Origin of the sequence: Nocardia sp. NBC_01377 (assembly GCF_045040005.1) — a bacterium.
Lineage (GTDB): Bacteria > Actinomycetota > Actinomycetes > Mycobacteriales > Mycobacteriaceae > Nocardia > Nocardia noduli.
In genome coordinates this window covers 5,069,423-5,090,450 of the sequence record NZ_CP109566.1, presented here as the reverse complement: position 1 = coordinate 5,090,450, position 21,028 = coordinate 5,069,423, and the positions used below count along the sequence as shown (strand labels likewise).

The window sequence follows — 21,028 nt, the reverse complement described above, 5'->3', positions numbered from 1 at the left end:
ATCCGGGACGCTCACTTGTCCGCCGTGTCACAGCGACGCGGCGGCGGCCCGGCGTGGACCGGCCGGGCTCAGACGCCGTTCGGGTCGCGGGCGGTCGCGCAGTACAGCGCGTCGGCGGGATCGGCGAGCACGATCCAGTGCGAGTGGCGCTCCACGATCGTCGCGCCGAGGGATTCGTGCCAGGTCGCGGTGGCCTCGATATCGGAGCACGACAGATCGATGTGCGCGGTGGTGGGGCGATCCTCACCCAGTCGTTGCAGCAGGATCTGCACGGGCAGTTTCTCTTTCGCGCGCAGACGGGCGAATTCCGGCAGCCGACCGGTCCGGTACTCCCAGGTGGTCAGCGATTGCCAGAACAGTGTCTCGCGGTCGTAGTCGCCCGGGCCGATGTCCAGGCAGACCTGGTCGACGCGGCTGAGGGCGCCGTCCGGGGCGCGGTAGGCAGGCGCGGGCTCGCCGACGGCGCGACCACTCGGTGTGAGACAGAAGATCTGGCCCGACGGCGAGCGCAGCACCGCGTAGTCGGGGTGGTTGGCGACGAGGTCGGCGCCGAGATCGAGGGCGACGCGGACCGTGGCGGCGATATCATCGACATCGAAGTCCAGATGCACACCCCCGAGGCCGGTCACCGACTGCATCTTGACCGAGGCGGCGGCGAAGAGCGCGGGATCGGGCAGCAGCGTGAGGAATTCGTTGTCGGCGCCGCGCCGCTCGGAGGTTTCGGTCCCGGTGACGGTCGACCAGAATTTCGCGCACTCGTCGAAACGTTGTGCGGGACGGTCGAGGAATGCCCAAACCCACCGAATCATCATGTCTCCCGAATACTGTCGAACCGGCCTCGATCCTCGGACACAGTAGGTGTCGTGGCCCCGGCCTGTCGAGCGAATACCGGTCCGCGTCAACCCGCCCGGAACGTCTTGCGGTAGGCCAGCGGTGGGACGCCGAGTTCACCGCGCATGTGGTGGCGCAACGACGCCGCTGTCCCCATGCCCGAGGCGTGCGCCACCGCGTCCACCGACAGATCCGTGGTCTCGAGCAGACGCTTCGCGTGCCGAAGCCGTTGCCGCAGCAGCCACGCGCCGGGAGCCAGTCCCGTCTCGGCCTTGAACCGGCGGGTGAAGGTGCGCACGCTCATCCGCGCGTGCGCGGCCATGGTGTTCAGGTCGAGTTCCCGATCGAGATGGCGCAGCGCCCACGCGCGGGTGGGCGCCGTGCCGTCGGAACCTGGGTCGGGGACCTGACGTTCGATGAACTGCGACTGACCGCCCTCGCGCCACGGCGGCACCACGCAGTAACGCGCGGCCCTGTTGGCGATCTCGCTGCCGTGGTCGGCCCTGATGATGTGCAGGCAGACATCTATTCCGGCCGCGAGGCCCGCCGCGGTGCAGATATTCCCGTCTTCGACGAACAGCAGGTTCTCGTCGAGGTGGACCGCGGGGAACATCGCGCGGAAGGTGTCGGCGAAGGCCCAGTGCGTCGTCGCGCGTCTGCCGTCGAGCAGTCCGGCCGCGCCGAGGACGAACGCGCCGGTGCAGATGGACATGATCCTGGCGTCCGGCCGAATGGTGGCCAGGGCGGCGCCCAGTTCCGGCGAGACGATGCCGTCGACCCGCGGACCCGGCGCCCTGGTGCCGGGCACGATCACCGTATCGGCGGTCGCCAGCAGTTCCGGCCCGTGGTCGGTCACGATCGTGTACCCGGCGGTGGAGCGGATCCCGGCGGGATCGAGCCCGCAGACATCCACCCGGTAGCGCGGTGTGCCGTCCTCGGTCAGTGCCGCGCCGAGCACCATCGACGGAATGGTCATGTCGAAGCCGACCACCGGCTCGAGCGCGAGGACGGCGACGCGGTGCACCGCCGGTATGTCCGCCGTCGCTGTCATCGCGTCCTCCGGAATCGTCGGCGAGGTATGGCTAGATCTTGACGCATTGTGGCATTCAGGCCACTCGTCCGCGCGCCCGGGATCGGGCACGCTCAGCGGGTGACCGAACTGCACACCCCGCCCGAGATGCCGGAAACGGTGTCCGACACGGTGACTCACCCCGCGCGCGGCCGCTGGCATCCCGCCTGGTCGGTGGCCGCCGCCGGCTTCGTCGCGCTCCTCGGCGCCGCCGCTTTCCGTTCCGTGCCCGGCGTCCTGATGGATCCGCTGCACGAGGAATTCGGCTGGTCGCACGGCACCATCGGCGCGGCTGTCTCACTCAACCTGCTGCTGTACGGACTGATCTCGCCGTTCGCCGCGGCGCTGATGGATCGGTTCGGCATCCGCCGGGTCGTGGCCTGCGCGCTGCTGCTCGTCGCGACCGGCAGCGGGCTCACCGTCTTCATGACCCAGGCGTGGCAACTGGTGCTCACCTGGGGATTGCTGGTCGGCGTCGGCGTCGGGTCGATGTCGATGCCGTTCGTCGCGACTATCACCGGACGTTGGTTCGTGCGTCAGCGCGGGCTCGTCACCGGCGTGCTGACCGCCGCCGGTGCCACCGGACAGCTGATCTTCCTGCCCCTGGTCTCGGCGCTCGCGCACGATCACGGCTGGCGGCTGCCCTCGCTCATCGTGGCCGGTGCGGCACTCGCCGTGGTGCCGCTGGTGCTGCTGTTCATCCGCGACTACCCCAGCGACGTCGGTGTTCTCGCCTACGGCGCGCAACCTGGGAGTTCGGTCGGGGTGCGGACCGCGCCGCTCAGCGGGGCGGGACGGGCCGTCACGGTGTTGGCGCGGGTGGCGCGCACCCCCGGATTCTGGCTGCTCGCCGGAGGTTTCGCGGTCTGCGGAGCGTCGACCAACGGCCTGGTCGGCACCCATTTCGTGAGTGCGGCCCACGATCACGCCATGCCGTCGACCACCGCGGCGGGACTGCTCGCGGTCGTCGGCGTCTTCGACGTCGCGGGCACCATCTTCTCCGGCTGGCTGACCGACCGGGTCGATCCGCGCTATCTGCTGCTGGCCTACTACACGCTGCGCGGCCTGTCGCTGCTGATCCTGCCGTCGCTGTTCGCGCCGGGAACCGAGCCGAGTATGTGGGTGTTCATCATCTTCTACGGCCTGGACTGGATCGCGACCGTGCCACCGACGGTCGTGCTCTGCCGGGAACTGTTCGGCGACGACGGCCCGGTCGCCTTCGGCTGGGTTTTCGCCTCGCACCAGATCGGTTCGGCGGTCGCGGCCACCGGGGCGGGGGTGATTCGCGATGTGCAGGGCAGTTACGACCTGGCCTGGTACATGGCGGGCGCACTGTGCGGTGTGGCCGCGCTGATGTCGATCCTGGTCCGCAGACCGCGCGCGGTCGCGACCGCGTGAACCGGCTCAGCCGTCGATCGTCTTGTGCCTGCGTGCTTCGAGGGCGATCTGCTCGCGACGCCCGTCCCAGCGGCTCGGTTCGTCCTTGCGCCGCGGCGGGCGATCGTTGGCGATGAGCACCGCGATCCACGGCAGCGGAATCGAGACGCCGATGATCAGCAGCGAGATCAGCGCGTTGCTCCACATGCTGTAGGCGACCGCGGCCAGCACCAGGCACGGAATACGGAACGCCATGATGATGGTGTAGCGGCGCACCCGCGCGCGGTGCTGATCCTCGAGCGACGGCGCGGCCTCGGTGATGAGAACGGGTTGGTCGTCGTCGTTGCCGGGGAAGTAGCCCCGTGATCGCGTGGGGCGATCGGGCCGGTCGACCTCGGGGCCGTCACCACCGGGACGATCACCACCGGGACGATCACCACTGCCGGTGTCGTCGGCGTCGGAGGTGTCGCCGGGTTGCTGCATACCGTCGAGTCTTCCACGGTGGCGTGTTCGCCGCACGTGCCCTGGTCAGCGGGAGATCGAGGCCGTGCGGGCGACGGTGCGGGTGAGCGTCGGCGCGGCGGATGCGGCATCATGGGAATCGTGAGTACCGAAACTCTGGTTCGCCCCGAAACGACGACCGACGAGTCGACGGGCGACGACACCCCGAAATTCTTCCACTACGTGAAGAAGAACAAGATCGCCGAGAGTGCCGTCATGGGAACCCATGTGGTGGCCCTGTGCGGCGAGGTGTTCCCGGTGACGCGTTCGGCCAAGCCCGGTTCGCCGGTGTGCCCGGAATGCAAGAAGGTCTACGACGGGCTGAAGAAGGGCGACTGACCGCCCGCTGACCCGCGATCTACGTCGAGCTGCGCAGCGGTGACGAGGTCGCGGGCGGTTCCGTGTCCGCGGACTTGTCGAATCTCACCGGTTCGCGCGGAGTGGTTCCGTTCTCCCGCGTGGTGCGGGCACTCGGCATCGCCGGATCCTCCGATCCGGCGTCGTCGTCACAGTCGTCTTCCTCGCCGTCGCCGCGTACCTGGTTGGACAGCCATTCCTTCATCTGTTCGAGGCGTGTCGCGCGCGCGGGCCAGAACTCCTGGACGGCGGCGTTGAATTCCGCCCCGAGGATGACCGCGAAGGCCAGGAAGTACGTGAACAGCAGGAACGCGATCGGTGTCGCCAGCGCCCCGTAGCTGACGCCGGTCGCGGTGACCCACGACAGATAGCGGCGCAATCCCTCGCTGGCCGCCATGAAGAACACTCCGGCCACCAGCGCCCCGCCGAAGAGTCGATGCCACGGCAGCGTGCGGTGCAACGCGAGTTTGTACAGGGTGGTGAGTCCGATGATGAGCAGCAGGCCGACGCCCGGATAGTAGAAGTTGTCGACCAGCCGCAGTCCCGGCTCGCGCCAGGAATTGGGCAGGATCCAGCCGATGATGGCGGGGCCGAGCGCGACGAGCGGCAGGATGAAAACCGCCGCGACCAGGAACAATACGTACAGCAGCAACGCGAAGATGCGTTGCCAGACCGGATGTCGGGCGTCCTGTTGATCGTGTGCTTCCACGATGGCGTCGACGAAGGTCGCCATGGCCGAGGATCCGGCCCACAGCGAGAGCACGAAACCGACGGAGACGACGGCGCCGCGCCCCCGGCCGAGTACATCGCCGACGGTGGGTTCGATGAGATCGGAGACCACCGAGGGGCTGAACAGGTCCCGGCTGAAGGTGATGATCTTGGACTGGACGATCTCCACGGTATCCGGCCCGAACCAGCCCCCGACGTAACCGAGGCTGCCGAGCACGCCGAGCAGCAGCGGCGCCAGCGACAGCGTCTGCCAGAACGCCGCCGCCGCCGATTTGGCGAAGATCGAGTCGTCCCATGCCTTGATCGCGACCCGCGACGTCAGCCGCCAGACCTGCCTTCGCGCCCGCCGCCCCCAGCGCCGCACGGCGTCCGACCGTCGCGGAGGCGCGCCGCCGCCACCGCCGTGGATCGGCTCATCGCCACCGCCGTGGATCGGCTCATCGCCACCGCCGTGGATCGGCTCGTCGCCGCCGCGCGGTGTGGCATCGGATAGGGGGCTTTCCTCGCTCATCGTGACTACAGCATCTCGCAAGTGTGCTCACGGCACCGGATTGTCGGGTTGTCGTGTCGGTGCGCGGCACGTGAACAGGGCGTTGCCTCCCGTGCGACTGTGATGCCTATCGCGCCGGACGCGTCGGTTTGGCGACACACCGGCGGCGGCAAGTAGGGTCGTCTGCGTGACTGGGTCGGGTGCCGCTGCGGCAGGAGATGGGGCGACACCGGGTCATTCGGGATCGTCGGTGGCCGGAGGCGGCGCGCTGCGTGCCTGGCAGCGGCGCGCGCTGACGAAATACCTCGCGACCAAACCCCGCGATTTCCTCGCGGTGGCGACACCCGGGGCCGGTAAGACGACCTTCGCGCTGCGCGTGGCCGCCGAACTGCTCGCCGACCGCACCGTCGACCAGATCACCGTGGTCGCCCCGACCGAACACCTCAAACACCAGTGGGCCGAGGCCGCGGCCCGCAGCGGGATCGCGCTCGACTCGAGGTTCTCCAACGCCACCGGCGGTACCTCCGGTGACTATCACGGTGTCGTGGTCACCTACGCCCAGGTCGCCTCGCATCCCACCCGACACCGGGTCCGCACCGAGAACCGCAGGACGCTGGTCGTACTCGACGAGATCCATCACGCGGGCGACGCGAAGACCTGGGGTGACGCGACGGCCGAGGCGTTCGGCGACGCCACGCGGCGGCTCGCGCTGACCGGAACACCCTTCCGCAGCGACGACAGCCAGATCCCCTTCGTCACCTACGAGCCGGGCGAGGGCGGTCTGCCGCAGTCGCGCGCCGATCACACCTACGGTTACGCCGAAGCCCTCGCCGACGGCGTCGTGCGACCCGTCGTCTTCCTCGCCTACTCCGGTGAGGCGCATTGGCGCGACAGCGCGGGCGAGGAGCACACCGCGCGTCTGGGCGAACCGCTCAACGCCGAACAGACCGCCCGCGCCTGGCGGACCGCGCTGGATCCGGCGGGTGACTGGATCTCCGCGGTGCTGCGCGCCGCCGACACCAGACTCGCGCAGTTGCGCACGTCCGGGATGCCGGACGCGGGCGGTCTGGTCATCGCCACCGATCAGGAACGCGCCCGCGATTACGCCGAACTGCTGGAACACATCTCGGGGCAGCGGCCCGCCGTGGTCCTCTCCGACGATCCGGATTCCTCCGGTCGGATCGCCGAGTTCGGCAAGAGCACCCAGCCGTGGATGGTCGCGGTGCGCATGGTGTCCGAAGGTGTCGACGTGCCGCGTCTGGCCGTCGGCGTCTACGCGACCAGCGCCTCGACCCCGCTGTATTTCGCCCAGGCCATCGGACGTTTCGTGCGTGCCCGCAGGCCGGGGGAGACCGCGAGCGTCTTCCTGCCGTCGGTGCCGGTGCTGTTGGATCTGGCCGCGCAGCTGGAATTGCAGCGCGACCACATCATCGGCAAACCGCACCGGGAGAAGGACGGACTCGACGACGAGCTGCTGACCGACGCGAACAAGCAGAAGGACGAGCCGGGCGAGGAGGAGAAATCCTTCGTCGCACTCGCCGCCGACGCCGAACTGGACCAGGTCATCTACGACGGATCGTCCTTCGGCACCGCGACCTTCTCCGGCAGCGACGAGGAAGCCGACTACCTCGGCATCCCCGGTCTGCTCGACGCCGACCAGATGCGGGCGCTGCTGCGTGAACGCCAGACCAAACAGGTCGCCGAGCGGAGCGAGGCGCGGGTGCCGGAACCGGCCGGTCAGGTCGCCACCGCGTCGGAACGGGTCGCGACCGCGGGCAAACTCGGCGAACTGCGCCGGGAATTGAACAGTCTCGTCGCCATGCACCATCACCGCACCGGCAAACCGCACGGTGTCATCCACGGTGAGTTGCGCCGCGAATGCGGCGGCCCACCCACCGCGTTGGCCAGCGCCGATCAGCTCGGCGAACGGATCGCCGCGCTGCGCCGAAGATAACGCCGCCGCCTCAGCCCGAGGGCCACGCCCGCATCGCGGTATCGACGGACGCGGTCAGGTCGGTGAGCGTCGCCCCGTCGCGGGCCTGGATCGACAGTCCGTACAGCACGGTCGCGTAGAAGAACGCGAGCGCGGCGGTGTCGGTATCCGAGGGCAGGTCGCCCTCGACGACGCCGCGGTCGAGTCGACGGCGGATGTCGTCGGTGGTCTCGCGTCGGCATCCGACGAGGAAATCACGAACGGCGGCGCTGCGCGTCGTGTAGGTGGATCCGGCGAGCACCACCATGCAGCCGTGCGGTGTGTTCTCCTCGGTGTAGGCCTGCGCGTTGTCGCGCAGCATGGCCTCGATGCCCGCGCGCGCGGTCGGTTCCTCGCGCAGGGCGCGTTCGGTGTGGCCGCCCTCGGTCTGTCCGTACAGTTCGACGGCCGCGCGGAACAGTGCCTCCTTGTCGCCGAACGCGGCATACAGGCTCGGTGAGTTGATCCCCATGGCGGCCGTCAGGTCGCTCATGGACGTGCCCTCGTAGCCGTGTTCCCAGAACACCTCCATGGCACGACGCAGTGCGACGGACCGATCGAAGGCCCGTGGGCGCCCGCGTCCCGCCATCGCACTTCCTTTCTGTGTCGATCGCTAAATATAACGCTTGACGGCCGCTCGTCCATCGGCTCAGGTATTTATGTACTGATCGACACGGAATTAGAGGAGTGACGATGCCGGAGCTCGAAGGCAAGGTGGCGCTGGTGACCGGCGGCAGTCGGGGGATCGGCGCCGCCATCGCGACGCGGTTGGCGACCGCGGGAGCCGATGTCGCGGTGACCAACCGCGAGGCCGAGGCGCGCGCGGCCACCGTGATCGCCGAGATCGGGGCGCTGGGCCGTCGTGCCGTCGTGCCGTCGCGCTGCGCGCCGACAGCGCCGACGCGAGCGAGGGGTCACCGGCGCGGTGGACAGGACCGCCCGGGAATTGGGCGGCCTCGACATCCTGGTCAACAACGCGGGCATCTTCCCGGCGAAACCGTTCGAGGAGTTCACCGTCGACGAGATCGACTATGCCCTCGCCGTGCACGCGCGTGCGGCGTTCCTCGCGGCCCAGGCGGCGGTGGCCCATATGACCGGCGGCGGCCGCATCGTCGATATCGGGACGAATCTGTCCGAGCACGCGTCCTTCGGCGGGCTCACCCTCTACAACCTGAGCAAATCCGCGCTCAACGGTTTCACCAAAGCCCTTGCGCGCGAACTGGGTCCGCGCGACATCACGGTCAACCTCGTGCAGCCCGGTTCCACCGACACCGAGATGAATCCCGCCGATGGCGACCACGCCCGCGACCAGGAGCGGTTGACCGCCCTCGGTCGCTTCGGCAGGGCGGACGATATCGCGACGGCCGTCGCCTTCCTGGCCGGTGAATCCGGTCGAAGTATCACCGGCGCGTTCCTCACCGTCGACGGCGGCACCAACGCGTGAGTGCTCGGCCACGGTGGCTGTCGATCGGTCACCGCGAGGTGAGGCAGGCCGCGGCCGTCAGCCCGTGAAGTATCTACCGGGTGAGACGCCGACGGTGCGCCGGAACGCCGCGACGTAGGCGCTCGGGGTGGCGTAACCGACGCGGGCGGCGATCCGGGAGATCGGCATTCCCTCGGCGAGATGGGGCAGGGACGCCGCGAGGCGGATCTGCGTGCGCCAGTCGCCGAATCCGATTCCCGTCTCCGCCCGGAACAGGCGGGCCAGCGTCCGGGCGCTGGTCGCGGCGGCGGCGGCGAATTCGGCGAGGGTGCGCGGGTCGGCGGGATCGCGCAGCAGCGCCGCGGCCACCTGCCGGGCGCGGGGGTCCGAGGGGGGATGCGCGCCGATCGGGATCACCTCGACCGGCTCCAGCAGATCGAAGATGGCCGCCTCCGCCCGCGCCGTGGCCGGAGTGGACGCGCTCTGTCGCGCCGGCACGTACGACGAGTGCGCGGAGGTATCGTGTACCGGGTCCGGGCGCTCGTCGACGCCCGGGGCAGAGGGATTCGCCTCGCTCGCAGCGGTGTGCGCCGATGTCGGCATCGCGGGCATGCCGCTGGTCAGATGGTCGAAGAGTTCGTGCAGCAGGCGGGTGACCCGCAGCATCGTCGGCGCGGAGAACGCGATCGGGGTGCGTTCGGGATCGAGGAAGATGCCGCGCATACCGGCCCCGTCGGCGCTGCCCGTGCGATGCGCGAGGCCGCCCGGAATCCACAGTGCCCTGGTCGGTGGAAGCACCCAGTGACCGTGCGCGGTCTCCACGGCGATGACTCCCCGTGCGGCCCAGGCGATCTGGTGTTGCGGATGACGGTGGGTGTCGAACCAGTGCCCGGCGGGCAGTGTGCCCGCGCCGAAGATCATCGCGGTGGGTCCCCGGGGGGGCGACAGCATCGGGATGTGGCCGTTCTGCGACACAATCTGTCACCGTAGCCTGTCGTGGCGGCGGCGTCGGCTTCCTACCGTTGAGTTCATGCCGATGAACATCCTGCACCGCGTCCTCTGCCGTTCCGCCGTCTGGGAGCGGATCAGCGCGACCAAGATCGTGCCGTGGGCGTTGACCGATATCGATCTCGGCGGCCGTGCCCTCGAGATCGGACCGGGGTACGGCGCCAATATTCGCAGTCTGCTCGACCGGGCGGGCTCGCTGACCGGGCTCGAGATCGAACCCGCGCTCGCCGAGCGGTTACGGACCCGGCACGGGGCCGAAATGACCGTGATCGAGGGCGACGGCGCTCGAATGCCGTTGCCCGCGAAGGACTTCGATTCCGTGGTCTGCTTCACCATGTTGCATCACGTGCCGTCGGTCTCCGAACAGGACGCGCTGTTCGCCGAGGCGCTGCGCGTGCTGCGCCCCGGCGGGGTCTTCGCGGGCAGCGACGGACTCGACAGCAGGGGCTTTCGGCTCCTGCATCTCGGCGACACCTGCCTGCCGGTGCCGCCGGAGACCGCCGTCGACCGATTGACCCGCGCGGGATTCGTCGACGTCGAGATCGACGCGGGCGGCGGCGGTTTTCGTTTCCGGGCGCACAGGCCGGAGTGAATCCCGCTCACGCGAGGTCGAAATAGTCCGCCGGGTCGAGCGCGTCGATCGGCGTCCAGCGTGGCGCCTCGACGTCGATCGGATCGCGCGCGGCGTCCGATACGGCGAAGTAGCCCTGGATTTCGAGGGCGAGCCGGGGATTCTCGTCGACGCGGCGGGCCGTGTCGTAGATCGTCGACAACACGTGAACACAGCGCGCGGTGCGCGCCGAGCAGGAGCAGTCCGCCGCGGCGAGCACCGGGACGGGTGGGATACCCGCGGCCACGAGCGCCCGGTGCATGTCGTCGGTGAGAACGGTGGGATCCGGGATGACGGCGGTGATGGCCGTGATCGACGCACGGCCGAGCGGCGCGACCTCGAGATGGGTCACCGAGGCCTGCCCGCCGCGATGGATCGCGGCGCGGATGCCCCGGCCCTCGACGGTAGTCGCCACACCGCCGTTGCGGGCGATGCTGCGCGCCCGGGGCAACAGCGGGTCGGGCCTGGTCTGGCGTAGCGGCTCGGCCAGCCGGACCCAGTCCATCCCCCACGGGGTGTAACCGAATTCGTTGTCCGCCATCAGTTCTCCCTCTTGCGACGCAGGATCTGCACGAGTTGCTCGTCATCGAGGCGGGCCAGTGCCGCGATTCCGGTGGTATCGGACAGGTCGGTCAGCGCGGATTTGCGATCGTGCATACCCGCGATGTGCTCCTCCACCGTCGTGGCGGAGGTGAGGGTGGTGATCGTGACGGTGCGGGTCTGGCCGATGCGGTGCGCCCGATCCGAAGCCTGGGCCTCCACCGCCGGATTCCACCAGCGGTCGAAGTGGATGACGTCGGCCGCCCTGGTGAGGGTGAGGCCGGTACCCGCCGCGCGCAGGCTGAGTACGAGTACCGGTGGGCCGTCCGGTGCTTGGAAATCGGTGACGATCGAGGCGCGCCGCGCCCGGTCGAGTCCGCCGTGGAAGAACGGCGCGGTGATGCCGAACTGTTCGGACAGGTGGCGGACCAGCAGTTCTCCGGTCTGCCGGTACTGGGTGAACACCAGGGTGGGGGCGCCGTTGTCGAGGTTGGTCGCCACGATATCGGTACACAGGTCGAGTTTTCCCGACCGCCCGGACAGTTCGTCCAGCTCGCCGGTGACCAGGCCGGGATGGTTGCAGACCTGTTTGAGGGCGGTCAGCGCGGCGAGTACCAGGCTCCGTCGTCGCGCGCCCACGCCGAATCCGTCGTCGATCGCGCGATCGAGCAGCCGATCGTAGAGCTTCTCCTGTTCCGCGCTGAGGTCGCAGAGCAGATCGCTGTGGATCTTCGCCGGAAGCGACGCCGCGACTTCGGATTTCCGCCGGGCCAGCAGCACCGGTTCGATGGTGTCGCGCAGGCGGGTGGCCGCCGTGGTCGACCCCTCGGCGATCGGCCGGACGAACCGGCGACGGAATTGGGTGCGGTGCGCGAACAGTCGCGGCGTGACCAGGTTCAGCAGCGCCCACAGTTCCTCGAGATGGTTCTCCACCGGGGTACCGGTCAGCGCGACCGTCGCCGACGCGCGCAGGGCGCGTGCGGCCTTGGAGACCTGGGTGCGCGGATTCTTCAACGCTTGCGCCTCGTCGAAGATCGCCGTCGCCCAGTGCTGTTCGGCGAGCAGGTGACCGTGCGGGCGCAGCGTCGGATAACCCGTGATCACCACCGCGCCCTCGATGTCCGCGACGGCGGGTGCGTCCCCGCCGCGCCAGATCACCGGCCGTAGCCCCGGGGCGAACCGAGTGATCTCGTGCGCCCAGTTGCCGACCAGTGAGGTCGGGCAGACGACGAGCTGCGGCCCCTCCCCGGCCCGCCCGAGCAGAAATCCGATGGTCTGCACGGTCTTTCCCAGACCCATCTCGTCGGCCAGCACCGCGCCGCCGAAGGCGTCGGTGGTCTCGCGCAGCCATCCGACCCCGCGCACCTGGTAGGGCCGCAGCTCCGCGCGCAGCGCCGTCGCCAATTCGACTTCCACCGATCGGGTCTCGCGCACGATCCGCAGCGCGCGATCGGCGGCGACGACCGAGGCGCCGACAGCGTCGGGCACCGCGTGCGCCGCGATCGGCAACCGGGAGATCCGCTCGTCCCCGGCCAGCACCTCTCGCCAGAGGAGTATCGATGATCCCGGTTCGACGACCGTGCCCGGGTTCTCGAGTATGTCCCCGGCGTCGGTCACACCCGTCGTGCTCGCGGCGGGGGCCACGTCGAGTTTCACGAACTCGTCGGGTTCGACCAGCGCGCAGTCGACTTCGGCGACCTCGATGACGCCGTGCGGGCCCGTCGGGATCGCGAGCGCGAGGGTTTCGCGGGCGCCGATGCCCGCGGGGGCTCGGCCCGCGATGTGGCCGGTCCAAGTCCAGAGGGCGAACATGTGTCGGTCGGGCAGATAGGTGGCGTGTGTTGTTGGCAGGGCCGACCCCGATCGTCGTATAGTGTACGGAGTATCAACATACACCGTACCGAAGTCATTCCCGAGGGGTTCCGTGGTCGAGGAAACCGGCGCGCACGAGGCCGAACAGCTGATGCGGCTGCTGTGGCGCCATGCCGTACCCGCCCGCGCGGGCGGTCGCGGGCCCAAACAGAAGGTCAGCGTCGACGCGGTGGTGGCCGCGGCGGTCACCCTCGCGGACCGGGACGGATACGACCGGGTCTCCATCCGGTCGGTGGCCGCGGAACTGGGCCTGCGGCCGATGAGCCTGTACACCTACGTGCCGAGCAAGGAGGCGCTGGCCGTGCTCATGGTCGACGCCGTCGCCGACCGGGACGTGCCCATCCCCGGCACCGACCCGCCGCGCCGCCGCATGGGCGCGATCGCCGGGCAGATCCGCGACGAACTGCTCGCCCACCCCTGGCTGCTCGAGGTCTCACCGTGGCGGCTGGTGCTCGGTCCGGGCCGAATGCGTCGATACGAGCGGCAGCTCGCCGCGATCGACGGCATCGGGCTGTCGGATCTGGATATGGATCGGGTGATCGCGGCGCTGTCGGAATTCGCGACCGGTAACGCCAGGATGGCGATCGCGGCGCGGCGCAGTGCCGCGGTGCTCAGTGACGAGCGATGGTGGGCCGAACACGGGCCGCTGCTGGATCGGCTGATGCCCGCCGCGGAATTTCCGCTGGCCTCGCGGGTGGGCGCCGCGGTCGGCGAGCACTATCAGGCGCCTGCGGATCCGGACGACGCGTTCGAATTCGGCCTGGAGCGCTTGCTCGACGGGATATTCGCCGAGGTGCAAGCGCCGCGAACCCGGCCTCCGGCGTCATAGCCGATGACTCTGGGGCCGTGAACGCCGACAGCGGGCGACATAGTCGCCCGCTGTCGGGGAATACGATGTTCTGTTTTTCGATGCTGTTGTGTCGGGACGCGAATACCACCGGTTCAGACTGTGGGAGCAGACTCCGTGTCGATTACGGCTTCGAGCTCACGCAATCGATCCATGTGTTCGTTCGCGTGGTGCTGGCAGAAGAGCAACTCTCCACCTGCGGGCAGCGTGGCACGCACGCGTGCCGCCGCACCGCAACGGTCGCAACGATCGACCGCGGTCAGTGGGGTGCTTGTCAGGGTTCCTGGCATGACTCCTCCGTCCTGGCTCCCGGCACTACAGTCCGTTCACCTGGTGTGGGGCCCCGTGGTCACTCCGCGGGGCTCGCAACCGCTACTTCCCAGCAGTGGTATGACTACTCTGTCAGACGTTCGGGACGGGGGCTTTGTTCCCGCGAATGATTCAGTGTGTTTTGCCTAACATGACCTGCGATTTTCGCTACCGGCGAACATCTCACGTCGACTGCGACCACACATCCTCGTTCACGCCTCGATCCGGCCGATCCAGTTGTCTACCGGGAGATTACCCGTGATCTATGACACTCACACGCTCGTTCACATTTGTACCCGTGACGAATGGCTGGCCGCAGGCCCGATCGGGCAGTACCGGCCGTCGTCGTTCGACGAGATCGGCTTCGTCCACCTGTCGGCTCCCGCGCAGGCGCATCTGCCTGCCAACAGGCTCTTCGCCGGACGTCGCGACCTGGTCCTGCTGCGCATCGATCCCGCCAGGGTCGGCTCGCCCGTCGTGTGGGAACCCGGGGTGCCGACCGATCCGGAGTCGATGCTGTTCCCGCACCTCTACGGTCCGCTGCCGGTGGACGCCGTCACCGACGTGGTCGAGTTCCTTCCCGAACCGGACGGAACATTCGCCCCGCTCGCCGTCGCCCACGAGTGAGCCGCCGCGAACCTCGGGGCGTACCAGCCGAAATGCCGATCCTCGGGGCGATCCCGACGGGCTGTCGAAGGCCCCTGGCGCGCGCCTGGAGGGCAGTTCGGCACAAGGGGCATAGTGAGAGTTAGGGTGGAGTGGTGAACGTCGATGTCACCGCACTGCCCGGTATCGGGGTACGCAAGGATTTCCAGGCGCGCTCCGGTCGCCGCATCGGCGTGGTCGACCACCGCGACGGCGGAATAGATCTGATCGTCTCCAAACTGGACGATCCCGATGCCTGCGCGGCCCAGATTCCGCTCAGTACCGACGAGGCCGCCGTGCTCGCCAATCTGCTCGGCGCGCCCCAATTGGTGGCGAAGCTGAACGAGGATCATCGGGACATGCCCGGGATCACCACGCGTCAGATGCCGATCGGCGAGGATTCCCCCTACGAGGGGCGCACCCTCGGCGAGACCGGAATGCGTACCCGTACCAAGGCATCCATCGTCGCGGTGATGCGCGCGGGTCAGCTGCATCCGTCCCCGGGTCCGGACTTCACCTTCACGCGCGACGATGTGCTCGTTGTCGTCGGCACTCCCGACGGACTCGACGCCGCCGGGAAGATCCTGTCGCACGGGTGAGCCATGACCGCCACCGCGCTCGCGTTGCTCGAGCTCGGGGCGGTTCTGTTCGTCCTCGGCATGCTCGGCCGGGTCGCGGATCGATTCGGTATGTCGCCGATCCCGCTCTACCTGCTGGGCGGGTTGGCCTTCGGTCAGGGTGGGTTCGTCGCGCTCGGCGCCGCAGGCGAATTCAGTCATCTGGCAAGCGAAATCGGCGTCGTACTGCTGCTCCTGCTGCTCGGGCTGGAATACACCGCCGCCGAACTGGTCACGGGTCTGCGCCGATCCTGGGCGGCGGGTCTGCTCGACATCGTCGCCAACGCGACCCCGGGCGCCGTGGTCGCGCTGCTGCTGGGCTGGGGTTTCGTCGGTGCGCTCACCATGGCCGGGGTCACCTACATCTCGTCTTCGGGGATCGTCGCCAAGGTGCTCGACGACCTCGGCAGGCTCGGTAACCGCGAAACCCCGGTCATCCTGTCCATTCTCGTATTCGAGGATCTCGCGATGGCGGTCTACCTGCCGATCCTCACCACCGTGCTGGCCGGGCTGAGCCTGTTCGCCGGAATGAAGGCGCTCGGGCTCGCGCTGCTGACGGTGACCGTGGTGCTGGTCGTGGCCCTGCGCTACGGACGTTTCGTCTCGGCGCTGGTCGACAGTTCCGACAACGAGGTCTTCCTGCTGAAACTCCTCGGCGCCGCACTGCTCGTCGCGGGCGCGGCCTCGGCGCTGAACATCTCGGCGGCGGTCGGCGCGTTCCTGCTCGGCATCGCGATCTCCGGATCCACCGCGCAGGAGGCGGTGAAACTGCTGGAACCGCTGCGGGATCTGTTCGCCGCCATCTTCTTCGTCGCCTTCGGGCTGGCGACCGATCTCCAGGCGATACCGCCGGTTCTCGGCTGGGCGATCATCCTCGCGGTCGTCACCCTGCTCACCAAGGTCGGCACCGGCTGGTGGGCGGCGAGCCGTCAGGGCATCAAGGCGATGGGCCGGGCACGCACCGGCGCCGCGCTGGTTGCGCGCGGTGAATTCTCCATCGTCATCGCGGGTCTCGCCGTGGCGACGGGCGCGGTCGACGGTGAACTGGCCGCCTTCGCGTCGGCCTACGTGCTGCTGATGGCGATCCTCGGACCGACCGCCGCCCGACTCGTCGAACCCGTCGTCACGCTGTTCCGGCGCGCCGATCCCGCGCCGAGCGGCTGACCGCGCACCGGTCAGCTCCCCGCCTCTGTCGAGATGTCGGCGTCACCGGTGGTGTCGCGCGCCCGAACCCGTTCGACCCGCCGCCAGAACGTCGAGGCGACGAGACCGACCACCACGCCGATCACGGCGGCGCACAGGTGGCCGTAATCGGTGAAGGTCGGACCCACCCACAGGGCCGCGGCCGCGGCGGCGACCACGACACACGCCCATGTCCAGCGCACCGCGCCGCGGAATCGGAACGCCATCGCCGCGAGTACGGCGGTGAAGCCGTAACTGGTGCCGACGTCGGCGGCCATCGCGACGCGCCCCGGTATGAGGCCGCGGTCGATGGCGTGGTCGATGCCGGTGACGGTGAGCAGTGTCGCCCCGATATGGCCCGTTGCGAACAGCGCGATCCAGCGGGCGGTGCCGAGCCAGCGTTCCGCCGCCGCCATCACGATCAGGAATCCGGCGATGGTGAGCCAGGGAAAACCGCCCTCGGTCCAGAACGCCGAGGCGACGAGTACCTGAACCGGATTGTGCTGCATGTTGTACAGATTCGTCGACGCCGACAGGATCAGCCTGCGCTCCACCGTCTCGCCGACCCCGCGCAGGGTCCACCAGGTGACGAAGAGGGTGAAGGCGTAGGCGGTACTGGCGGGAGCGGCCGCCAGATGCGCGCGCAGCGCGGGCAGCACACGGCGGACGGCGTGCGGCGCGCGCACCGACATCGAGGCCGCCCGCAGCACCGTCCGCAGTTCGACGGTGTCGGTCCAGGGCGAACCGGTCCGCCGCGCCGCCGAAGTATCCACGCTGACGAGTGTGCCGTGGGCGCCGAGGCGTCGCCGTCCGACGCGCCTGCCCGCGGTGCGCGAGGTGTCACCGACCCGGGCCGGTGACCGTAACCTCGTTTCACCTGCGGGCAATATTCGCTCCCAACAATTGGTCCATTGTCCGAATCGGCCAGGAGTGCGGATCACCATGACGATCGACGACGCGACATCGACCCCGGAAGCCGCCGGGGACGACTATCTGGCCAAACGCACGCTGCGCTCGGGGACCGCGGGCTGGGTACTGCTTGCCGGACTCGGCATCAGTTACGTCATCTCCGGCGACTTCTCCGGCTGGAACTTCGGGATCGCCGAAGGCGGATTCGGCGGTCTGCTCATCGCTTTCGTGGTGATCGCCGCGATGTACCTGGCGATGGTTCTCGGAATGGCCGAACTGTCGGCCGCGCTGCCCGCGGCCGGTGGCGGTTACACCTTCGCCAGACGCGCGCTCGGCCCGTGGGGCGGTTTCGCGACCGGCACCGCCGTCCTGCTGGAATACGCGATCGCGCCCGCGGCGATCGCGACCTTCATCGGCGCCTACGTCGAATCGCTGAACCTGTTCGGCATCACCGACGGCTGGTGGGTCTACCTCGCCGCGTACGCGCTGTTCATCGGCGTGCACCTGGCGGGCGCGGGCGAGGCGCTCAAGGCCATGTTCGTGATCACCGCCATCGCGCTGGTCGGCCTGCTGATCTTCGTCGTCGCCGCCGTGGGCCTGTTCGACTCGGCCAATCTCACCGATATCGCCGCCGACCCCGACGCGCTCGGCAGTTCGGATTTCCTGCCCTTCGGCCTGGTCGGGATCTGGTCCGCGGTGCCGTTCGCCATCTGGTTCTTCCTGGCGGTGGAAGGGGTGCCGCTGGCCGCGGAGGAAGCGCGCGAACCGGAGAAGAATGTGCCCAAGGGCATCATCATCAGCATGCTGGTGCTGATCGTCACCGGTGCCGCGGTACTCGTGCTCGCGACGGGAGCGCTGGGCGCACAGGGTATTTCGGCGTCGGGCAATCCGCTCGTCGAAGCACTCGGCGACGGGGCGGCGGCCAAGACCGTCAACTACATCGGTCTGGCGGGCCTGGTCGCCAGCTTCTTCTCCATCGTCTACGCCTACTCGCGCCAGACCTTCGCGCTGTCGCGTGCGGGCTATCTGCCCACACGTCTTTCGGTGACCAACGCGCGCAAGGCGCCGGTGCTGGCGCTGATCGTGCCGGGCGTGATCGGATTCGTGCTCTCGCTCACCGGGAAGGGCGCGATGCTGCTGAACATGGCGGTTTTCGGAGCCGCCGTGAGCTATGTGCTGATGATGATCAGCCATATCGTGCTGCGGGTGCGCGAACCGGGCATGCCGCGGCCCTACCGCACCCCGGGCGGTATCGTCACGACCTCGTTCGCGCTGGTCATCGCATGCGCGGCGGTGATAGCGACCTTCCTGGTCGACCCCGTCGCCGCAGGCTGGACGCTCGCGGTGTTCTGCGCCTTCATGCTGTATTTCGCGCTCTACAGCAGGCATCGACTCGTCGCCTCCTCCCCGGACGAGGAATTCGCGGTACTCGCGCGCGCCGAGGAGGAATTGGAATGAGGCCGGTCGACGGGAGGTTTTCCCGATGACCCGCCACACCCAACATTTGGGCGGTGTCACCTACACCTTCGACGGACTGGTCGAACTGCTCGCCAAGGCCACCCCGCTGCGCAGCGGCGACGAACTCGCCGGGTGCGCGGCCGAGACCGACGCCGAACGCGCCGCCGCCCAGTGGGCGCTGGCCGAGGTGTCGCTGACCGAATTCCTCCGCGACCCGGTGGTGCCCTACGAAACCGACGAGATCACCCGGCTCATCGTCGACACCCATGATCACGTTGCCTTCCAACCGATTTCGCATCTGACCGTGGGCGGGCTGCGGGATTGGCTGCTGGCCGTCGCGGCGGGCGAACACGGCACGAGCCCCGCGCACACGCTGCGCGCCGTCGCACCGGGACTCACGCCGGAGATGGTCGCCGCGGTCAGCAAGATCATGCGCAATCAGGACCTGATCGCCGTCGCCCGCGCGGCCGAGGTGCGCGCGGCGTTCCGCAGCACCATCGGCCTGCCGGGCAGATTGGGCACCAGGCTGCAACCCAACCATCCCACCGACGACCCGCGCGGAATCGCCGCCGCCGTACTGGACGGGCTGTTGCTCGGCTGCGGCGACGCCGTGATCGGCATCAATCCGGCGACCGATTCGCCCCGGGCGACGGCGGAACTGCTGCGGCTACTCGACGAGGTCCGCGTGCGCTTCGACATTCCGACCCAATCGTGCGTGCTGTCGCATGTCACCACCACGATCGGTTTGATCGAGTCGGGTGCGCCGGTGGATCTGGTCTTCCAGTCCGTCGCGGGCACCGAGGGCGCGAATTCCGGTTTCGGGGTGAATCTCTCGCTGCTGCGCGAGGGGAACGAGGCGGGCCGCTCGCTGCGCCGGGGCACCGTGGGCGACAACGTGATGTACCTGGAGACCGGGCAGGGTTCGGCGCTCTCGGCGGGCGCGCATCTCGGCACCGGCGCGCGGCCGGTCGACCAGCAGACGCTGGAGGCGCGCGCCTACGCGGTCTGTCGCGAACTCGACCCGCTGCTGGTCAACACGGTCGTCGGATTCATCGGGCCCGAATACCTCTACGACGGCAAACAGATCATCCGCGCCGGGCTAGAGGACCATTTCTGCGGCAAACTGCTCGGCCTGCCGATGGGTGTCGATGTCTGCTACACCAATCACGCCGAAGCGGACCAGGACGATATGGACACCCTGCTCACGCTACTCGGCACGGCGGGAGTCGCCTTCGTCATCGCGGTTCCCGGCGCGGACGACGTCATGCTCGGCTATCAGAGCCTGAGCTTCCACGACGCGCTCTACGCCCGCCGCGTGCTCGGTCTGCGGCCCGCCCCCGAATTCGAGTCCTGGCTGGCGGGACTGGGCATGCTCGACGCCTCGGGCCGCGTCCTGCCGGTGCGCCCGACGGCGTCCCCGCTGCGCGCCCTGGCCGGTGCCTGATGGACGCCTCGCACGAGTCCGTCTCGGCGCTCACCGCACCGGAGGATCTCGCCGAATACGGTTTCTGGCGGGAACTGCGCCGCACGACACAGGCGCGTATCGGGCTCGGCCGCAGCGGCGACGCGCTGCCGACGGCGCGGGTACTGGAATTGCGCGCGGCCCACGCCGCGGCGCGCGACGCCGTGCACAGCCCGCTCGACTCCGCGGATCTCGCACGCCGCGTGGACGAATTCGGGCTCGGAGTCGCGGTCGAGGTGCCCAGCCGGGCCGCCGATCGCGCCGAATATCTGCGCCGACCGGATCTCGGGCGACTACCGGCGCCCGGCTCGCTGGCTGAGATCCAGCGCGGCGCGGCCGATATCGGATTCGTCCTCGCCGACGGACTGTCCCCTCGCGCGCTGACCGATCATGGACCGTCGATGCTCGCCGCCCTCCTCCGCGAACTGGCACAGCGCTATTCGATCGCCGCGCCGGTGATCGCCACCCAGGCCAGGGTCGCGCTCGGCGACCATATCGCCGAGGCCATGGGGGTGAGCACCGTCGTAGTGCTGATCGGGGAGCGCCCCGGCCTGTCGGTGGCCGACTCCCTCGGTATCTACCTCACCCATCTACCGCGACCCGGCCGCACCGACGCCGATCGCAACTGCGTCTCCAATATCCATCCGCCCGAAGGCCTCGACTACGTCAGGGCCGCGCGGGTGGTGGCGGCCCTGATCTCCGGCGCGCGGACGCTCGGACGGTCGGGCGTCGATCTCAAGGACACCTCGGGCACCGACCTTCCCGCCGCGATGGCGGGGGTGGACGCCGAACCACTCGGGTGAGCGGCCCGACGCTCTGA

Annotated in this window: 22 protein-coding genes and 1 pseudogene; 13 read left to right on the top strand and 10 right to left on the bottom strand. The window is 69.1% G+C overall.

Going from position 1 to position 21,028, the window contains the following annotated elements:
* Positions 1–68 precede the first annotated feature (68 nt).
* Both OG225_RS23355 and OG225_RS23350 read right to left on the bottom strand, forming a co-directional pair.
* Entirely contained in the window at positions 69–812 is a 744-nt protein-coding gene (locus OG225_RS23355) for a VOC family protein (protein ID WP_405177262.1), read from the bottom strand.
* Positions 813–898: 86 nt separating this feature from the next.
* The gene (locus OG225_RS23350; protein ID WP_405177261.1) at positions 899–1,882 is read right to left on the bottom strand and encodes a GlxA family transcriptional regulator; all 984 of its coding nucleotides are present in this window, start codon (positions 1,880–1,882) and stop codon (positions 899–901) included.
* A gap of 126 nt (positions 1,883–2,008) precedes the next feature.
* Here OG225_RS23350 and OG225_RS23345 point away from each other — a divergent pair, with 126 nt between their 5' ends.
* Positions 2,009–3,298, top strand: coding sequence for an MFS transporter (locus OG225_RS23345; protein WP_405183344.1), 1,290 nt, complete (start codon positions 2,009–2,011; stop codon positions 3,296–3,298).
* A 6-nt stretch (positions 3,299–3,304) separates the two neighbouring features.
* On the opposite strand, the gene OG225_RS23340 is transcribed toward OG225_RS23345, so the two are convergent.
* Positions 3,305–3,760 (bottom strand): DUF3099 domain-containing protein, encoded by a 456-nt coding sequence (locus tag OG225_RS23340; protein ID WP_216907166.1) that lies wholly within the window; start codon positions 3,758–3,760, stop codon positions 3,305–3,307.
* Between the two features lie 120 nt (positions 3,761–3,880).
* On the opposite strand from OG225_RS23340, the gene OG225_RS23335 reads away from it, so the two are divergent.
* Positions 3,881–4,117 carry a DUF3039 domain-containing protein gene (locus OG225_RS23335; RefSeq protein WP_198654443.1) on the top strand — a complete coding sequence of 79 codons (237 nt, stop codon included), beginning with the start codon at positions 3,881–3,883 and terminating at the stop codon, positions 4,115–4,117.
* 19 nt (positions 4,118–4,136) lie between these two features.
* Here the strand turns inward: OG225_RS23335 and OG225_RS23330 are convergent, their stop codons facing one another.
* Positions 4,137–5,375 carry a YihY/virulence factor BrkB family protein gene (locus OG225_RS23330; RefSeq protein ID WP_405177260.1) on the bottom strand — a complete coding sequence of 413 codons (1,239 nt, stop codon included), beginning with the start codon at positions 5,373–5,375 and terminating at the stop codon, positions 4,137–4,139.
* Positions 5,376–5,604: 229 nt separating this feature from the next.
* On the opposite strand from OG225_RS23330, the gene OG225_RS23325 reads away from it, so the two are divergent.
* The gene (locus OG225_RS23325; protein WP_405177259.1) at positions 5,605–7,308 is read left to right on the top strand and encodes a DEAD/DEAH box helicase; all 1,704 of its coding nucleotides are present in this window, start codon (positions 5,605–5,607) and stop codon (positions 7,306–7,308) included.
* 10 nt (positions 7,309–7,318) lie between these two features.
* Here the strand turns inward: OG225_RS23325 and OG225_RS23320 are convergent, their stop codons facing one another.
* Positions 7,319–7,915, bottom strand: coding sequence for a TetR/AcrR family transcriptional regulator (locus tag OG225_RS23320; RefSeq protein WP_405177258.1), 597 nt, complete (start codon positions 7,913–7,915; stop codon positions 7,319–7,321).
* A 104-nt stretch (positions 7,916–8,019) separates the two neighbouring features.
* Here OG225_RS23320 and OG225_RS23315 point away from each other — a divergent pair.
* Positions 8,020–8,136: pseudogene (locus OG225_RS23315) on the top strand (SDR family NAD(P)-dependent oxidoreductase); the annotation flags it as partial.
* 115 nt (positions 8,137–8,251) lie between these two features.
* Entirely contained in the window at positions 8,252–8,770 is a 519-nt protein-coding gene (locus OG225_RS23310; RefSeq protein ID WP_405177257.1) for an SDR family NAD(P)-dependent oxidoreductase, read from the top strand.
* 57 nt (positions 8,771–8,827) lie between these two features.
* Here OG225_RS23310 and OG225_RS23305 read toward each other — a convergent pair whose 3' ends face one another.
* Positions 8,828–9,724: an AraC family transcriptional regulator gene (locus OG225_RS23305; RefSeq protein ID WP_405177256.1), complete on the bottom strand. Its 897-nt coding sequence runs from the start codon at positions 9,722–9,724 to the stop codon at positions 8,828–8,830.
* Between the two features lie 55 nt (positions 9,725–9,779).
* On the opposite strand from OG225_RS23305, the gene OG225_RS23300 reads away from it, so the two are divergent.
* Positions 9,780–10,349 (top strand): class I SAM-dependent methyltransferase, encoded by a 570-nt coding sequence (locus tag OG225_RS23300; protein ID WP_405177255.1) that lies wholly within the window; start codon positions 9,780–9,782, stop codon positions 10,347–10,349.
* Positions 10,350–10,356: 7 nt separating this feature from the next.
* On the opposite strand, the gene OG225_RS23295 is transcribed toward OG225_RS23300, so the two are convergent.
* A complete protein-coding gene (locus OG225_RS23295; RefSeq protein ID WP_405177254.1) occupies positions 10,357–10,908 on the bottom strand; it encodes a hypothetical protein in 552 nt (183 codons plus the stop codon).
* Complete coding sequence (locus tag OG225_RS23290) at positions 10,908–12,719, bottom strand: DEAD/DEAH box helicase (RefSeq protein WP_405177253.1); 1,812 nt, start codon at positions 12,717–12,719, stop codon at positions 10,908–10,910. Before OG225_RS23290 ends, OG225_RS23295 begins: the two co-directional genes overlap by 1 nt.
* A gap of 151 nt (positions 12,720–12,870) precedes the next feature.
* On the opposite strand from OG225_RS23290, the gene OG225_RS23285 reads away from it, so the two are divergent.
* On the top strand, positions 12,871–13,608 hold the full coding sequence (locus tag OG225_RS23285; protein WP_405183343.1) for a TetR/AcrR family transcriptional regulator C-terminal domain-containing protein: 738 nt from the start codon (positions 12,871–12,873) through the stop codon (positions 13,606–13,608).
* A 113-nt stretch (positions 13,609–13,721) separates the two neighbouring features.
* Here OG225_RS23285 and OG225_RS23280 read toward each other — a convergent pair whose 3' ends face one another.
* Positions 13,722–13,916, bottom strand: coding sequence for a hypothetical protein (locus tag OG225_RS23280; RefSeq protein WP_109527629.1), 195 nt, complete (start codon positions 13,914–13,916; stop codon positions 13,722–13,724).
* Between the two features lie 277 nt (positions 13,917–14,193).
* Here OG225_RS23280 and OG225_RS23275 point away from each other — a divergent pair, with 277 nt between their 5' ends.
* The 3 genes from OG225_RS23275 (at position 14,194) to OG225_RS23265 (ending at position 16,361) form a co-directional block, all read left to right on the top strand.
* Positions 14,194–14,562, top strand: coding sequence for a DUF952 domain-containing protein (locus OG225_RS23275; protein ID WP_405177252.1), 369 nt, complete (start codon positions 14,194–14,196; stop codon positions 14,560–14,562).
* A 134-nt stretch (positions 14,563–14,696) separates the two neighbouring features.
* Positions 14,697–15,179: a cation:proton antiporter regulatory subunit gene (locus OG225_RS23270; protein WP_109527760.1), complete on the top strand. Its 483-nt coding sequence runs from the start codon at positions 14,697–14,699 to the stop codon at positions 15,177–15,179.
* Between the two features lie 3 nt (positions 15,180–15,182).
* Positions 15,183–16,361 (top strand): cation:proton antiporter, encoded by a 1,179-nt coding sequence (locus tag OG225_RS23265; protein WP_405177251.1) that lies wholly within the window; start codon positions 15,183–15,185, stop codon positions 16,359–16,361.
* A gap of 11 nt (positions 16,362–16,372) precedes the next feature.
* Here the strand turns inward: OG225_RS23265 and OG225_RS23260 are convergent, their stop codons facing one another.
* Positions 16,373–17,266: a rhomboid-like protein gene (locus OG225_RS23260; protein WP_405177250.1), complete on the bottom strand. Its 894-nt coding sequence runs from the start codon at positions 17,264–17,266 to the stop codon at positions 16,373–16,375.
* 55 nt (positions 17,267–17,321) lie between these two features.
* On the opposite strand from OG225_RS23260, the gene eat reads away from it, so the two are divergent.
* From eat to eutC, 3 genes are read left to right on the top strand one after another with little or no spacing between them, the layout of a single operon-like run.
* The gene (eat, locus tag OG225_RS23255; protein ID WP_405177249.1) at positions 17,322–18,746 is read left to right on the top strand and encodes an ethanolamine permease; all 1,425 of its coding nucleotides are present in this window, start codon (positions 17,322–17,324) and stop codon (positions 18,744–18,746) included.
* A 25-nt stretch (positions 18,747–18,771) separates the two neighbouring features.
* The gene (locus OG225_RS23250) at positions 18,772–20,190 is read left to right on the top strand and encodes an ethanolamine ammonia-lyase subunit EutB (RefSeq protein ID WP_405177248.1); all 1,419 of its coding nucleotides are present in this window, start codon (positions 18,772–18,774) and stop codon (positions 20,188–20,190) included.
* Positions 20,190–21,011: an ethanolamine ammonia-lyase subunit EutC gene (gene eutC / locus OG225_RS23245; protein WP_405177247.1), complete on the top strand. Its 822-nt coding sequence runs from the start codon at positions 20,190–20,192 to the stop codon at positions 21,009–21,011. The genes OG225_RS23250 and eutC overlap by 1 nt, the downstream gene beginning before the upstream one ends.
* Positions 21,012–21,028: the final 17 nt, after the last annotated feature.

What these genes read in the sequence shown, in the direction of transcription:
- eat (WP_405177249.1), top strand. Translation starts at nt 17,322, where the DNA reads ATGACGATCGACGACGCGACATCGACCCCGGAAGCCGCCGGGGACGAC.
- OG225_RS23320 (WP_405177258.1), bottom strand. Translation starts at nt 7,915, where the DNA reads ATGGCGGGACGCGGGCGCCCACGGGCCTTCGATCGGTCCGTCGCACTG.
- OG225_RS23250 (WP_405177248.1), top strand. Translation starts at nt 18,772, where the DNA reads ATGACCCGCCACACCCAACATTTGGGCGGTGTCACCTACACCTTCGAC.
- OG225_RS23265 (WP_405177251.1), top strand. Translation starts at nt 15,183, where the DNA reads ATGACCGCCACCGCGCTCGCGTTGCTCGAGCTCGGGGCGGTTCTGTTC.
- OG225_RS23285 (WP_405183343.1), top strand. Translation starts at nt 12,871, where the DNA reads ATGCGGCTGCTGTGGCGCCATGCCGTACCCGCCCGCGCGGGCGGTCGC.
- OG225_RS23355 (WP_405177262.1), bottom strand. Translation starts at nt 812, where the DNA reads ATGATGATTCGGTGGGTTTGGGCATTCCTCGACCGTCCCGCACAACGT.
- OG225_RS23290 (WP_405177253.1), bottom strand. Translation starts at nt 12,719, where the DNA reads ATGTTCGCCCTCTGGACTTGGACCGGCCACATCGCGGGCCGAGCCCCC.
- OG225_RS23345 (WP_405183344.1), top strand. Translation starts at nt 2,009, where the DNA reads ATGCCGGAAACGGTGTCCGACACGGTGACTCACCCCGCGCGCGGCCGC.
- OG225_RS23340 (WP_216907166.1), bottom strand. Translation starts at nt 3,760, where the DNA reads ATGCAGCAACCCGGCGACACCTCCGACGCCGACGACACCGGCAGTGGT.
- OG225_RS23280 (WP_109527629.1), bottom strand. Translation starts at nt 13,916, where the DNA reads ATGCCAGGAACCCTGACAAGCACCCCACTGACCGCGGTCGATCGTTGC.
- OG225_RS23300 (WP_405177255.1), top strand. Translation starts at nt 9,780, where the DNA reads ATGCCGATGAACATCCTGCACCGCGTCCTCTGCCGTTCCGCCGTCTGG.
- OG225_RS23350 (WP_405177261.1), bottom strand. Translation starts at nt 1,882, where the DNA reads ATGACAGCGACGGCGGACATACCGGCGGTGCACCGCGTCGCCGTCCTC.
- eutC (WP_405177247.1), top strand. Translation starts at nt 20,190, where the DNA reads ATGGACGCCTCGCACGAGTCCGTCTCGGCGCTCACCGCACCGGAGGAT.
- OG225_RS23330 (WP_405177260.1), bottom strand. Translation starts at nt 5,375, where the DNA reads ATGAGCGAGGAAAGCCCCCTATCCGATGCCACACCGCGCGGCGGCGAC.
- OG225_RS23295 (WP_405177254.1), bottom strand. Translation starts at nt 10,908, where the DNA reads ATGGCGGACAACGAATTCGGTTACACCCCGTGGGGGATGGACTGGGTC.